The organism is Pseudomonas sp. AL 58 (assembly GCF_036348395.1).
In the GTDB taxonomy this organism is placed as follows: domain Bacteria; phylum Pseudomonadota; class Gammaproteobacteria; order Pseudomonadales; family Pseudomonadaceae; genus Aquipseudomonas; species Aquipseudomonas defluvii.
Window position 1 is genome coordinate 111,536 of record NZ_JAZBQR010000002.1, and the last position, 13,956, is coordinate 125,491.

General features: G+C 58.6%; 15 protein-coding genes. 12 read left to right on the forward strand and 3 right to left on the reverse strand.

Features of this window, described 5'->3' with window-relative positions; translation table 11 throughout:
- Position 1 precedes the first annotated feature (1 nt).
- The 6 genes from cyoB to alaC all read left to right on the forward strand — a co-directional run bounded on the left by cyoB (position 2) and on the right by alaC (position 6,490).
- A complete protein-coding gene (gene cyoB / locus UIA24_RS00890) occupies positions 2-2,023 on the forward strand; it encodes a cytochrome o ubiquinol oxidase subunit I (RefSeq protein WP_330521965.1) in 2,022 nt (673 codons plus the stop codon).
- Between the two features lie 3 nt (positions 2,024-2,026).
- Positions 2,027-2,650: a cytochrome o ubiquinol oxidase subunit III gene (cyoC, locus tag UIA24_RS00895; RefSeq protein WP_099773582.1), complete on the forward strand. Its 624-nt coding sequence runs from the start codon at positions 2,027-2,029 to the stop codon at positions 2,648-2,650.
- A complete protein-coding gene (gene cyoD, locus UIA24_RS00900; protein ID WP_065758886.1) occupies positions 2,651-2,980 on the forward strand; it encodes a cytochrome o ubiquinol oxidase subunit IV in 330 nt (109 codons plus the stop codon).
- Positions 2,981-2,990: 10 nt separating this feature from the next.
- Positions 2,991-3,878: a heme o synthase gene (gene cyoE / locus UIA24_RS00905; RefSeq protein WP_330521966.1), complete on the forward strand. Its 888-nt coding sequence runs from the start codon at positions 2,991-2,993 to the stop codon at positions 3,876-3,878.
- Positions 3,879-4,003: 125 nt separating this feature from the next.
- Positions 4,004-5,134, forward strand: a complete 1,131-nt coding sequence (locus UIA24_RS00910; RefSeq protein WP_330521967.1) for a hypothetical protein — start codon at positions 4,004-4,006, stop codon at positions 5,132-5,134.
- Between the two features lie 123 nt (positions 5,135-5,257).
- The gene (gene alaC, locus UIA24_RS00915; RefSeq protein WP_065758900.1) at positions 5,258-6,490 is read left to right on the forward strand and encodes an alanine transaminase; all 1,233 of its coding nucleotides are present in this window, start codon (positions 5,258-5,260) and stop codon (positions 6,488-6,490) included.
- Between the two features lie 53 nt (positions 6,491-6,543).
- Here the strand turns inward: alaC and UIA24_RS00920 are convergent, their stop codons facing one another.
- Positions 6,544-7,023, reverse strand: a complete 480-nt coding sequence (locus UIA24_RS00920; RefSeq protein WP_330521968.1) for a GNAT family N-acetyltransferase — start codon at positions 7,021-7,023, stop codon at positions 6,544-6,546.
- 142 nt (positions 7,024-7,165) lie between these two features.
- Between UIA24_RS00920 and UIA24_RS00925 the strand changes: the two genes are divergently transcribed.
- The 4 genes from UIA24_RS00925 to UIA24_RS00940 all read left to right on the forward strand — a co-directional run bounded on the left by UIA24_RS00925 (position 7,166) and on the right by UIA24_RS00940 (position 11,746).
- Positions 7,166-7,543: a YkgJ family cysteine cluster protein gene (locus tag UIA24_RS00925; RefSeq protein WP_065758882.1), complete on the forward strand. Its 378-nt coding sequence runs from the start codon at positions 7,166-7,168 to the stop codon at positions 7,541-7,543.
- Between the two features lie 98 nt (positions 7,544-7,641).
- On the forward strand, positions 7,642-8,211 hold the full coding sequence (locus tag UIA24_RS00930; RefSeq protein ID WP_330521969.1) for a hypothetical protein: 570 nt from the start codon (positions 7,642-7,644) through the stop codon (positions 8,209-8,211).
- A gap of 179 nt (positions 8,212-8,390) precedes the next feature.
- Positions 8,391-8,780: a lysozyme inhibitor LprI family protein gene (locus UIA24_RS00935; protein WP_330521970.1), complete on the forward strand. Its 390-nt coding sequence runs from the start codon at positions 8,391-8,393 to the stop codon at positions 8,778-8,780.
- Between the two features lie 389 nt (positions 8,781-9,169).
- Positions 9,170-11,746, forward strand: coding sequence for a sensor domain-containing protein (locus tag UIA24_RS00940; protein WP_330521971.1), 2,577 nt, complete (start codon positions 9,170-9,172; stop codon positions 11,744-11,746).
- Between the two features lie 142 nt (positions 11,747-11,888).
- Here UIA24_RS00940 and UIA24_RS00945 read toward each other — a convergent pair whose 3' ends face one another.
- Both UIA24_RS00945 and UIA24_RS00950 read right to left on the reverse strand, forming a co-directional pair.
- Positions 11,889-12,155, reverse strand: a complete 267-nt coding sequence (locus UIA24_RS00945; protein WP_330521972.1) for a hypothetical protein — start codon at positions 12,153-12,155, stop codon at positions 11,889-11,891.
- A 16-nt stretch (positions 12,156-12,171) separates the two neighbouring features.
- Positions 12,172-12,831 carry a M24 family metallopeptidase gene (locus tag UIA24_RS00950; RefSeq protein WP_330521973.1) on the reverse strand — a complete coding sequence of 220 codons (660 nt, stop codon included), beginning with the start codon at positions 12,829-12,831 and terminating at the stop codon, positions 12,172-12,174.
- 177 nt (positions 12,832-13,008) lie between these two features.
- Between UIA24_RS00950 and UIA24_RS00955 the strand changes: the two genes are divergently transcribed.
- Together UIA24_RS00955 and UIA24_RS00960 are read left to right on the forward strand one after the other, a co-directional pair.
- A complete protein-coding gene (locus UIA24_RS00955; protein ID WP_330521974.1) occupies positions 13,009-13,398 on the forward strand; it encodes a hypothetical protein in 390 nt (129 codons plus the stop codon).
- Between the two features lie 64 nt (positions 13,399-13,462).
- A complete protein-coding gene (locus tag UIA24_RS00960; protein ID WP_330521975.1) occupies positions 13,463-13,942 on the forward strand; it encodes a sterol desaturase family protein in 480 nt (159 codons plus the stop codon).
- Positions 13,943-13,956 lie beyond the last annotated feature (14 nt).

Here is a 13,956-nt window from a genome sequence, read left to right on the forward strand (position 1 = left end):
GATGTTCGGTAAACTAAGTCTGGATGCGATACCGTATCACGAGCCGATAGTCATGGTGACCCTTGCCATGATCGCGCTCGGCGGTATCGCGCTGATCGGTGCTATCACCTATTTCCGCAAGTGGACCTACCTGTGGACTGAGTGGCTGACTTCGGTCGACCACAAGAAAATCGGGGTGATGTACATCATCGTCGCGATGGTCATGCTGCTGCGCGGCTTTGCCGACGCCATCATGATGCGTACCCAGTTGGCCATGGCCACTGGCGGCGGCGAGGGCTACCTGCCGCCCGAACACTATGACCAGATCTTCACCGCTCACGGTGTGATCATGATCATTTTCATGGCCATGCCATTCTTCACCGGCTTGATGAACATCGTCCTGCCGCTGCAGATCGGTGCGCGTGACGTGGCCTTCCCGTTCCTGAACTCCCTGAGCTTCTGGCTGCTGGTGTCCGGCGTTGCGCTGGTCAACATCTCCCTGGGCGTTGGTGAATTCGCCAAGACCGGCTGGGTTGCCTATCCGCCGCTGGCCGGGATTCAGTACAGCCCTGGCGTCGGTGTGGACTACTACATCTGGGCGCTACAGATATCCGGATTGGGGACAACGCTAACGGGCGTCAACTTCCTTGCCACCGTGCTGAAAATGCGCGCGCCTGGCATGAAGCTGATGGACATGCCGATCTTCACCTGGACCTGCACCTGGGCCAACATCCTGATCGTTGCATCGTTCCCGATCCTGACCGCTACACTCGCACTGCTGACTGTTGACCGTTATCTGGACTTCCACATTTTCACCAACGAGCTTGGTGGGAACCCGATGATGTACGTCAACCTGTTCTGGGCGTGGGGTCACCCTGAGGTGTACATCCTGATCCTGCCGGCGTTCGGCGTGTTCTCGGAAGTCATTTCGACCTTCACCGGCAAGCGTCTGTTCGGCCACAAGTCGATGATCTACGCCAGCGGCGCGATCTCGGTACTGGGCTTCGGCGTTTGGCTGCACCACTTCTTCACCATGGGTTCGGGCGCTAGCGTCAACACCTTCTTCGGTCTGGCGACGATGCTGATTTCGATCCCGACCGGTGTGAAACTGTTCAACTGGCTGTTCACCATCTACCAGGGCCGTCTGCGCTTCACCGCGCCAGTATGCTGGACCCTGGGCTTCATGATCACCTTCTCCATCGGTGGTATGACCGGCGTTCTGCTGGCGGTTCCAGGTGCTGACTTCGTTCTGCACAACAGCCTGTTCGTGATTGCTCACTTCCACAACGTGATCATCGGTGGCGCGGTATTCGGCTACATCGCCGGTTTCGCCTTCTGGTTCCCGAAAGCCTTCGGTTTCACCCTGAACGAGAAGTGGGGCAAAGCGGCCTTCTGGTTCTGGATCTCCGGCTTCTACGTGGCCTTCATGCCTCTGTACGCGCTGGGCTTCATGGGTATGACCCGTCGTCTGAACAGCTCGACCAACCCTGCCTGGGAACCGTACCTGTACGTTGCCGTGGTCGGTGCGGTGCTGATCCTGTTCGGTATCGCCTGCCAGCTGATCCAGCTGTACGTTTCGATCCGTGATCGCAAGCAGAACATGGACGTCACCGGTGACCCGTGGAACGGCCACACCCTGGAATGGTCGACTTCGTCGCCACCACCGTTCTACAACTTCGCCACCCTGCCAGTTAATGCCGGCCTGGATGCATTCACCGAAGCCAAGCGTGATGGCTCTGCTTACAAGGCTCCTGCCAAGTACAGCGCGATCCACATGCCGAACAACACCGCCACTGGCGTGTGGATGGGTGCACTGATCACTGTGTTCGGTTTCGCCATGATCTGGCACATCTGGTGGCTGGTTGTCGCCAGCCTGGTTGGCACCATTGCTGTCTTCGTTGCTCACGCTGCACGTGACGACCAGGGCTACATGGTTCCTGCAGAGGAAGTCGCCCGCATCGAGGGTGAGCGTTTGAAGGCCTTGGGCCTGGCAACCGGCTCCCCAGTGCATGGCGCACGTGTCGAATCGTTTGAACGGGTTTAATCAATGTCCAGTCATGTATTGAATGCTGATGCTGCTCATGGTCACGACCATGGGCACGAAGAACACCACGACTCGGGCCCGATGACCGTATTCGGTTTCTGGCTCTACCTGATGACCGACTGCATCCTGTTTGCGTCGATCTTCGCGGCCTTCGGGGTACTGTCGAATAACTTCGCCGGTGGTCCGTCGGGTCATGACATCTTTGAACTGAACTACGTACTGGCTGAAACCGCGCTGCTGCTGTTCTCCAGTATCACCTTCGGTTTCGCGATGCTGGCGATGTACAAGGGCAACAAGAATGGTGTGCTGGCCTGGTTGGCCATCACCTTCCTGTTGGGCCTTGGCTTCATCGTGATGGAAGTCAACGAGTTCCACCTGCTGATCTCTGAGGGCTTCGGTCCTCAGCGCAGTGGCTTCCTGTCGGGCTTCTTTGCACTGGTGGGTACTCACGGTCTGCACGTGACCGGCGGCCTGATCTGGATGGCTGTAATGATGTACCAGATCAACAAGAAGGGTATCACCGCGACCAACAAGACCCGCATGAGCTGCCTGAGCCTGTTCTGGCACTTCCTGGACGTGGTCTGGATCTGCGTGTTCACCGTTGTCTACCTGCTGGGGGTTCTGTAAATGGCTAACGCTCACCATAGTCACGACGCCAGCCACGGCAGCTACAAGTCGTACGCGATCGGTTTCATCCTGTCGGTCATCCTGACGGTCATTCCATTTGGTCTGGTGATGTACCCAAGCCTGCCAAAAGACATGACCATCCTGATCGTGGTGGCCTTCGCAGTGATCCAGGTAGTCGTCCATCTGTTCTACTTCCTGCATCTGGACAGCTCGCGTGAGCAGCGCTGGAACGTCAGTGCCTTCCTGTTCACAGGGCTGGTTATCGTGCTGCTGGTCGGTCTGTCTCTGTGGATCATGTTCAGCATCCACACCAGCATGATGGCGAAGTGAGGTAGACAGCATGTCCTTTAAGCACTTTATCCAAATCACCAAACCGGGGATCATTTTCGGTAACGTGCTTTCTGTGGCAGGCGGTTTCTTCCTTGCCGCGCAAGGGCATGTCGACTTCGCACTGTTCCTGGCGACGGTTATTGGTACTTCGTTGGTGGTGGCGTCCGGTTGCGTGTTCAACAACTGCATCGACCGTGACATCGACCTGAAGATGGAACGTACCAAGAACCGCGCCATGGTTCAGGGCCTGATCTCGCTGAAACTGGCGCTGGTCTACGCCACCCTGCTCGGGGTGGCCGGCTTTGGCCTGCTGTACGTCAAGGCCAACCCGCTGGCGGCGCTGTTTGCCCTGATCGGCTTCGTCATCTACGTCGGCTTCTACAGCCTGTACCTGAAGCGTAAATCGGTGCACGGCACCCTGGTCGGCAGCCTGTCCGGTGCCATGCCTCCGGTGATCGGTTACTGCGCCGTGAGCAACAGCTTCGACCTGGCTGCGCTGACCCTGCTGGTGATGTTCAGCCTGTGGCAGATGCCGCATTCCTATGCGATTGCGATCTTCCGCTTCAACGACTACCTCGCAGCGTCGATTCCGGTATTGCCGGTAAAGCGCGGCATTGGGGTCGCCAAGAAGCACATCCTGCTGTACATCATCGCGTTCCTGCTTGCCACCCTGATGCTCACCATCGGCGGTTACGCCGGCATGAGCTACATGGCGGTAGCAGCGGCCATGGGCATGTACTGGTTGTACATGGCCTGGACCGGCTACAAGGCAGTAGATGATCGCCTCTGGGCACGCAAGCTGTTCGTGTTCTCGATCTTCACCATTACCGCCCTGAGCGTGATGATGTCGCTGGACACCAAAGTGCCGACCGAGTTGTTGCTGACTTACGCGCACTGACAGTCGCCTGCTTCATGAAAAGCCCCGGCTCAATGCCGGGGTTTTTTTTGGGCGCGTTTCCGTATGCCTGCTTTTATTCGCCGCGTTTAGCCTGCTGTCATCTTCAATCAGATCGAGTTGGCAGCATGAGTATTTTGACAGTGTATTTTTGTGGTACCGGTTCCCATCGCTTTGACGACCTTCACCCCAATTTCTGGGATGGTGAGTTGGTGTCGACGCTGGCCTCTAACACGCAGGGCCGGGAGTTTGCTGATTGGATCATCATTGATGGCCCAGGCAGCGGCAACCTGCAGGCGGATGAAATGTTTGTCGAAAACAAGGCATACGGCATGACCGGCACCTTGTTTGGCAGAGGTTGGGATGAAAACGTAGGTCATGCACTGCAGATCATCAAAGGCCGCTGCGATTGGCAGCGTCAGGATTTGACCGAGCAGGAGTACAACCAGCTGAAAGCCGCCGGTGTTCCGATCAAGGACCTTGAGGCCAGTGGTTCCTGGTTCTGGCGTCGCTATAGCTATGGTAAGCGTGACGTTACACCACAGCAGTTGCAGGAACAGATCATCAAGACCTTCCGCAAGAACGGCGTCATCCCTACCCAAGTGAACATGGTTGGCTGGAGCCGTGGTGGCATCAGTTGCCATATGCTGGCCAACGCCATGGCCAACGACGCAGCGCTCAAGCACATACCGGTGAATATCTTTGCAATCGACCCGGTACCTGGCTTGCTCAATTTCCAGGATAACCGGGTAAAACTGGCAGCGAACGTGAAGGAGTATGTAGCGTTCTACGCACGCGACGAGCGCTCCAAAGGCTTCGCCTGTGTCATTCCGCAGACCGCCAGCAGCACCCGTACATGCGTGTACCCGATGCCGGGCCGACACGCTACCCTGGTGGGCAATGCCGCTGCCGACGGTGCCTCGGGGGACAAGGCGTTGGCCGAGCCGGGGTTGATCGTGCGGCATTTCGCGGAAACCTGCCTGACCCGTTGGGGCACCTCGTTGAGCAAGCGTCTGCAGTTGAATGAAGGGCAGTTGAAGGTGCATCACAAGGCCTTGAACGACCACGACCCGCGCTATCAGGCCATGCGCAAGCACTCTTATACTCTCATCACCGAATCGGATAAAAACGAGCGAGCGGTGAGCCTGGGCAGTAACGGTGTGCCGTTTTCTTCGATCCAGGGTAGCCACCTGAGCCCCAAATCCGGCTTGGCCACGCCGCTGGAGTGGCATGACGGGGCCTACAAAGACATCTGCTAAGTTGCTCAATTTTCTTCGGTAGCTCTGGACAGCGGTGACCTTGGCGCTCTATTGTTTGCCTCGGCCACCGCAGTGGCCAACGTCGCTCGGACGGTTCCGGGCGCTTACGTCTTCGAGGAAGCCATGGCTGACCAAGGTTCGCCGCGCCGCTTTGCGCGCATTGATCGTCTCCCCCCTTACGTCTTCAACATCACCGCCGAACTCAAGATGGCTGCACGCCGTCGTGGCGAGGACATCATCGACCTGAGCATGGGCAACCCCGATGGGGCTACGCCACCGCACATCGTCGAGAAACTGGTGCAGGTTGCCCAGCGTGAAGACACCCACGGCTATTCGACATCCCGCGGCATTCCACGCCTGCGCCGCGCCATCTCGCGTTGGTACAAAGAGCGCTACGAGGTCGACATCGACCCTGAGAGCGAAGCCATCGTGACCATTGGCTCCAAGGAAGGCCTGGCGCACTTGATGCTTGCCACCCTCGACCATGGCGACACAGTGTTGGTGCCCAACCCCAGTTACCCGATTCATATCTACGGTGCCGTGATCGCAGGCGCCCAGGTGCGTTCCGTGCCGTTGGTGCCGGGGGTGGACTTCTTCAATGAGCTGGAGCGGGCGATTCGCGAGTCGATCCCCAAGCCGAAGATGATGATTCTCGGCTTCCCGTCCAACCCGACCGCGCAGTGCGTAGAGCTGGACTTCTTCGAGCGCGTGGTGGCACTGGCCAAACAGTACGACGTGCTGGTGGTTCACGACCTGGCCTACGCCGACATCGTCTACGACGGCTGGAAAGCCCCGTCGATCATGCAGGTGCCGGGCGCCAAGGACATTGCGGTGGAGTTCTTCACCTTGTCCAAGAGCTACAACATGGCGGGCTGGCGGATCGGCTTCATGGTTGGTAACCCGGAGCTGGTCAATGCCCTGGCGCGGATCAAGAGCTACCACGACTACGGCACCTTCACACCGCTGCAGGTCGCGGCGATTGCCGCTCTGGAAGGCGATCAGCAGTGTGTGCGCGACATCGCCGAGCAATACCGGCAGCGGCGCAACGTGCTGGTCAAAGGCCTGCACGAGATCGGCTGGATGGTTGAAAACCCCAAGGCCTCGATGTACGTCTGGGCCAAAATCCCTGAGCCGTATGCGCACCTGGGGTCGCTGGAGTTTGCCAAGAAAATGCTGGCCGAGGCCAAGGTCTGCGTATCGCCAGGCATCGGGTTTGGTGATTACGGCGACGATCACGTGCGTTTCGCCCTGATCGAGAACCAGGACCGTATCCGCCAGGCACTGCGTGGTATTCGCCAGATGTTCCGCGCAGACGGCCTGGAACTGCCGAAGGCGACCAAGCCAGCCCGCGATTAAGATCGCAGGCAAGCCTGCACCCACAACGGTTGGGGCAGGCTTGCCTGCGATGCTCAAGCCCTCTGCAGGCGCATCTGCACCAACGCCACCCGCTCACCGCGCTGATTGCTGCGCTCTTCGATCCCGTAGGGCACAAAGCCCAACTGTGGGTACAACAACAGGCCGGCGGTGTTCTGGTTGAAGCAGGACAATTCCACCTCCTTGGCCTGGTAGTGCTCCCGTGCCATCGCGATCATTTGCTCGATCAGGTAACGGGCTACACCTTGGCCCCGGGCTGCCGGGTCGACAATCACATTGCCAATCGAACAGCGCCCACCTCGTTCCCATTCATAGAAGTTGGCGAAGCCGACAACCCGCCCATTCAACTCGACCACCGTTGAGTTGGCGCGCTGATCAATGGAGGCTTGCAACTGTGCCTCGGTCAATGGAAACGAGGCTTTCGGGAACATGAAGTAGAGCTCTTCCGGGCCTTGCGGGAAGGTGCAGAGCAAGGCGAGGTCAGTAGCGACAACAGGGCGGTGAGTCAACGACATCAAAGGCCTCCTTGGCCGGGCAGTAGCAGTTTGTCGGGAACGCGAATTTAATTTTTGCGCCCACTGTTCAAATACTGGGCGAAGCATAGAATATTGCTCGGGTTTCTCCCTATAACGATATTCCTCCCCCCTGTTCCCCATCATGTCCGAAAACAATCCTTGTTTGAATTGCGGTGCCTGCTGCGCGTATTTCCGTGTGTCTTTTTTCTGGGGTGAATGCAGCTCGGCTGGCGGGCTGGTGCCCGACGAGTTGGTCGAGCAGATCAGCCCTAGCCGTGTTGCCATGCTGGGCACAGGGTGTAAGCCCAGCCGTTGCATCGGCCTTGAGGGTGAAGTGGGCAAGGCGGTCAGTTGCTCGTTGTATGAGCAACGCTCAACGCCTTGCCGTGAGTTTGATGCAGCCTGGGTCAATGGCCAGCCCAATCCGTCCTGCGATAAGGCGCGGGCGGCCCATGGGTTGCCACCGCTGGAAGCCAACGAGCCGAGTTGGCCGGACGACGACGGCGCCTCAGCCGCCTGAGCCGCCTGGTTTTGTGCATAACAGCGCGAAAATACAAGCGTCGATCCGCGTGATCGCTTAGGGTGGCGCACTTTTGAAACGGTCAAATGGATATGACAGTGCGCCCAAGTTACCTCTCGATCAGCGTGATGCTGTTCCTTTTCAGCCTGTTTTTTGATGCACTTGAGCTGAATACGGGCAGCGCGTTTTCGGCGATGCATTTGCTGATTGCCGGCTGGTGGGGCGTTATTTTCGAGCTCTATGGCTGGTTCGCCAACCCGTTGCTCGGCCTCGCCTTGCTGTGTCGACGGCGCTGGCCGTGGTTGGCGTTAGTCATAGCCCTGGCGGCCTGGGGGCTGGCGCTTTCCTGCCTGTGGATAAGCCGGGTACCGGACAACCATAGCTATGATTTTGCCCGTGTGGCCGGGTTTGGTTGGGGCTACTACCTCTGGCTCGCCGCGTTTACAGTGTTTGCCGCAGGGCAGGGCTGGCATTGTTGGCAGCGACGAAAGGGTGTCGAAATACCCCGTTGGCGCCTGCTCGACTGGCTGCTTCTGATCGCACTGAGTGCCACGGTGTTCTGGGCCAGTGGCAACCTTGGGCCGCTGCATCAGGTAAAGGTCGAGCGCCAGACGGTATCTGCCGAGGACAGCATGGCGCCTCAACGGCTGGCTGAGGTGCCGCACTGAACCACCACCCTACCGACCACGATCAGGCACGGCTGTGTAGTCAGGCGTATCGCGCCATCAGCCCGTTGCGCCTGCAAATTGGCCACCCAAGGGGGCAATGCTTCCCATTGTCTTGGCGCTGCCCGGCCTGCATGCTGCGTCTTTCTGTCGATCTGCTGACGTTCCCAAGGACCTAGAACATGAAAAAAACGACCCTTTGCGCCGCGCTATTGCTGTGTACAACGACGCAAGCGGTGCTGGCGAAAGACGGCTACTCGGCGGTGTACAGCCAGTGCATGGATGCCTCCGGCGGTGTTACCTCCACCATGAATGAATGCAGTGGCGCCGAGATCAAGCGCCAGGACGCTCGCTTGAACCAAGGCTATAAAACCGCCATGGCCGGGCTGGAACCTGCCCAGCAAGGCAAATTGCGTGATGCTCAGCGTGCGTGGATCAAATACCGTGATGCCAACTGCGGGATGTACTACACCCTTACCGGCGGCACCATGGACATACTCAATGGTGCCGCATGTACCCTGCGCATGACCAAGGAGCGGGCAGATGAGTTGGCCACGTTGCTTGGGCCATAATGGTGCTTAACCTTGGCAGATCAGCGGTGCTGCATACATAAAAGGATCTGCAAACAGTCATATATGTTCCAAGGTATAGTTACAGGCCCTGGAACATACTCCAGCATGCAGTAGTTATACCTGTTCAAGACAGCACATATCGTCTTCACTGAATCGTTTAATGGCTTTTATCAGGGCGAAGTTCACGGTGTGCCGTGCCCGCGCAGCGTGGCCTGTTCAGCGTTAAAAGGGCTGTTTGGCAGTGCTATTTATTGACTTTGATAAGTGGCAAAAGGATGATGGCAATATGATGGTGTTCTTGAAATTGTTTGAATTCTGTACGCCACGCTTATCCCCATGGGTAGCGGACGGGTCAAGTGTTTAGTTGCTCTATGGAAAGAAGGTCAGCCATGTCCCTGTTGTCGAGCGAACCCTTGCCCCCGACGTTGGAACATAAGGCGCTGCTGAGCATCCTCGATGACTCGCTGGCGATTGCCGAGTTTTCACCCGACGGCATCCTGCTGGCTGCCAACGGCCTCTACCAGAAACTCTTCGGCTATTCACCTTCGCAACTCTGCGGCCTTCACCATCGAATGCTATACGCCAGCAGCCTGAGCGATGTCTCGGCGTGTGATCGGCTATGGGGCAGCCTCAGGAACGGGCAGGCCATCAGCGGCCAGTACCCGTACACGAGTGCTGATGGTCGCCAGCTGTGGTTGGCCGCAACCTATAAAGCGGTCTTCGCGGCTGATGGGCGAGTGGCCAAAGTGGTCCAGTTTGCGGCCGATGTCACTGCCCGTGTCGAGCAGGAGCACCTTGAACACGAGCGTACACGGCTGATCTCGCTGTTTGCCGAGCATTCGCACAATGCGCTGGTGCTGGCGGATCACAAGGGCTGTGTGCTGTTTGCGAATGACGCGGTGCACAGGCTTTTTGGCTACACGCCGCAGGAGTTGCTCGGCAAGCCGCTCATGCAACTGTTCAACAGCCTGCAGGCCCAGATCACGCCGTTGAGCGAGGTGCTTGAACACCTGGACACCGGGAACTCCTACAGCAGTGAAGAACTGCTTTACAGCAAGCATAAACAGCCCCTGCTGTGCGCCTTGCGGGTCAACCCTATTGTTGATGGGCACGGTGCGTTCAGTCACGTCGTCTGCGTGGTCAACGACCTCACCGATGCCAAGATTCATGAAGTGCTGCAGCGCAAGGCGCTGGAGTCGATGGCGGGTGAGGCACCGCTGGCCGAAGTGATGACGCTGATCTGCAACGAAGTCGAGCGCATTGCGCCCGAGGTGGTTGCCTCGATTCTGCGTGTCGATGAGCACTGCATGTTGCGCCCGCTGGCCAGCCCAAGCCTGCCGCAGAGCTACGCGCGCGCGCTGGACGGTGTGGTGATTGGCCCGGACGTAGGCTCCTGTGGCACGGCTGCCTTTATCGGTTCGCCGGTACACGTGCGTGATATTGAAAACGACCCGCTCTGGGCGCCCTATAAACACCTGCCACTGCCCCTGGGATTGCGCGCCTGCTGGTCGACACCGATCAAAACCAGCGCAGGCCAGGTGATTGGTACCTTCGCCTTCTATTATCGGGAGGTGCGCGACCCGAGTGAGTTTCACAAGCGTCTGGTGCAGATCTGTACCCACCTGTGCGCCTTGGCCCTGGAGCGCGATAGCGCGCGCCTGAAGATCCGTCAGTTGGCGTTCTACGACAGCCTCACCGGGTTGCCCAACCGCAATCTGCTGCTGGCCAATGCCGACCAGGCGATTGCCAGCGCCGAGCGCAACCAGCAGTCGCTGGCGGTCCTGTTCATCGACCTTGACCGCTTCAAGCAGGTCAATGATTCCTTCGGTCATCCAGCGGGCGATGACCTGCTGTGCCTGATCGCCGAGCGCTTGCGCAGCGACGCCTACAACAGCGAGATCATCGGGCGCTGGTCGGGCGATGAGTTCGTCATCGTCCTCAACCCCTGTACCGCCGCCCAGGCTGTCGACACCGTAGAGCGCCTGCAGGCATTGATTTCCATGCCCTGTGACATCGGTGGTATTACCCTGATGCCGTCCGCCAGTATTGGCATCAGCCAGTACCCGGATGACGGTCAGGATATGGAAACCCTGCTGCATTGTGCCGACCTTGCCATGTACCAGGCGAAAACCCGTGGGCGTGGCCGCTTCAGTTTCTTCAGCAACGACATGAACCAGCTTGCTCAAGAACGCCTCACCCTCGAAATCGCGCTGCGTAATGCCCTGCTGGGCCAGCGCCTGCAACTGCACTACCAGCCGTTGGTGAACCTGAAGACGGGCGCCCTGTTGGGCGTTGAGGCGCTGGCACGCTGGCATGACCCGGTCTTTGGCCATGTGTCGCCGACCCGCTTTATTCCACTGGCTGAAGAGTCCGGCTTGATTGGCGCGCTAAGCGATTGGGCGCTCACGCAAAGCTGTCGGCAACTGGCCCAATGGCGCAGCGAGGGTTTGGCGGTGCCGGGGGTATCGGTGAACCTGTCAGCCACCAACTTCCATAACCGCGACCTGCCACGGCAGATCATCGACACGCTCAAGCAATACGCACTGCAGCCCCATGACCTGACCCTGGAAATTACCGAAAGCGTCATGCTCGACCCCAACCCGAGCATCATGCTCAACCTGCACGAGTTGCATGCGCTGGGCATTGAGTTGGCGATGGACGATTTCGGCACCGGTTATTCCAGCTTGAGCTACTTGCGGCGCATTCCGTTGAGCACCCTCAAGCTGGACAAAAGCTTTGTGCATGACATGGAGCACGACACTGCGGCACAGGCCCTGACCCGCGCAGTGATTCGTATTGGCGAGAGCCTGAACCTCACCGTGGTAGCCGAAGGTGTGGAGAACGAAGCGCAACGTGCTCTGCTTCAGATTCAAGGTTGCGAAGTGGGGCAGGGCTACCTGTTCACCCGCCCGCTGCCTCCCGAACAGTTGGCCGAATGGTTGGAAAGCACCGCCGGCGGCCTGTGATGCGGCCTGTTGTGCTCAGAAGCGCTAGCCGACGTTGATCATCATCGCCGCCGTACCGAGCAGCACCACTTCCGCGCCCACCGGGCCGAGATGCGCGCCAACTGAAGACCGCTTGGTTACGCCAGTTCAGTGCGTTTGGCGATCACTTGTGCCGTAGCAGTTCACAGCGCCGTTTTTCCAGGTTGAGGTTCTGTTTTGCCAGTTCTTCGGCCAGCTCCGCCAGGCGTCTTTCACCGTAAGCGATGACGGCCTCTTTCGAGGGGTACAAGTCCTCGATGTGGTAATTGCGACCGGCTTCGGTGCAATCGTACGCACTGCCAATGTAGCCCCTGGCGACCAACTCTATCTCCAGGGGCTGAAAGCTGCGTGTCAGCAGCCAGGCTTTGTAAGGGTAGGTTCTCTCGCTCATACCTGCGCTCTGGGTGTCAGGCCAGCAGGTCCTCATAAAATGCCCCATAGGGCTTTTCGGGGTGGGCAATCTGGATTTCAAGGATCCACAGGCCGGCATTCGGGCAGCGCTCGAAATCCCCCAGGTCGCCTCCCCGATAGATCGCATGCGGGAAATCGCTGACACGGTGGCCCTTGATGTTCAGGTTCAGGCGCCAGCCCATGGCCTCGGCTTGCTCCTCGGCGTAGCGGTAGAGTTCCTGCCCCGCGACGCGCTCGTTGGCCCAACGCTGTTGCACCGTGTCGAACAGCGTTTTGGCGGCAGCGGCGCAGGCCGCCATTTGCGCATCCGTACCGGTGGTGAAGGTTGCCCCGGCGTCGCCCTCGTGCCCGCGCCATACCGCACCCATGTCGATGAAGAAAATATCGTCTTCACCCAGCACCGGGTCACCCTCGGAGCGCTCCTTGAACATCTTCAGGGTGTTGCTGCCAAAACGCACCAACAGCGGATGCCAGATGCGTTGCATCTCCAGCTCGGCGAGCACTTGTTTGCCCAGTGCAATCGCCTCGGACTCGCGCATGCCGGGACGGATCAATGCCGACAGCATGTCGATCGCACGCCAGGTCATGGCTTGCGCGTACTTCATGGCCTCGATGTCGTAGACCTCGCCCACGGCTTCCTTGGCTGGTGCGTTCATGCAGGGCTTCCTTTCCTGATAAGGGTGTTTCGCTATATTAATATCTATATAGCGCTGGGTGCGACGGCTTTTTTGGCCGGGTGCTCGAAGTGTCTATCTGCCTGATGTAAGTCAAGCGCAAGTGGGCACGTTGGCCTAGAGTGAAACAACGACCTCCACCCGTTAAGGTGTTTGAACATGAGCAGATCACTCCCCGTTGTTGGTTTGGCGTTGTTACTGGTCAGTTGTGGTGTCGGCGCGCAAACGCCGCCTGACGCAGACCAGCAGTGGCAGCAGCACATGACCGAAATGCGCACAATGCACGAACGCTGGATGGCCAGCAAAACCCCTGAAGAGCGTCAGGCAATGATGAAGGCTCACCAGCAGGCCATGGGTAACGGCATGTCCGAAATGGGCGGCTGCATGGGCGGTGGCAAAATGATGGGGGGGATGAACCAGGGTTCGATGATGAACCAAGGCCCCATGATGAACCTCGACTCCGTGGAAAAAGTCGACAAGGCCATTGCACACATGGAGCAGATGATCGAGCAACTGCGCAAGCATCGGGAAATGCTATCTAAGCCGTGAGCCTAGACCGTCGGCCAGTGTTCACATACCCTGACGCCGACGTTTACCGAGCCACCTGTTTCCTATGATTGCCCACCTCGCGATATTCCTTTGTACCCTGACGGCCATGGAAGGTGTCGGCTACCTGGCGCACAAGTACGTCATGCATGGCTGGGGCTGGTTTTTGCACCGGTCCCACCATGAAAAACACCTGGGCGCCCTGGAAACCAACGACGTTTACCTGCTGGCCCTCGCACTGGTGGCCGTCGGCCTGATCGCAGAGGGCAACGCCGGCCACGATCCGCTGCAGTGGATCGGTGCCGGCGTGGCAGCGTTTGGTGTGATCTATATCGTCATCCATGACGGCATCGTGCACCGCCACTGGCCGGTGCGACCCAGGCCGCGCCATCCGTACCTGAAGCGGCTGTACCGTGCCCACCTGATGCACCACGCGATAAAAGGCCGGAAAAACAGCGTGTCGTTTGGCTTTCTGTATGCCCCGCCAGTGCGGCGGCTGAAACAGCAACTGCGCGAGCGCCGCATGAATCGCAAACCGTTGACCTGAGACCGGGTTTCGTT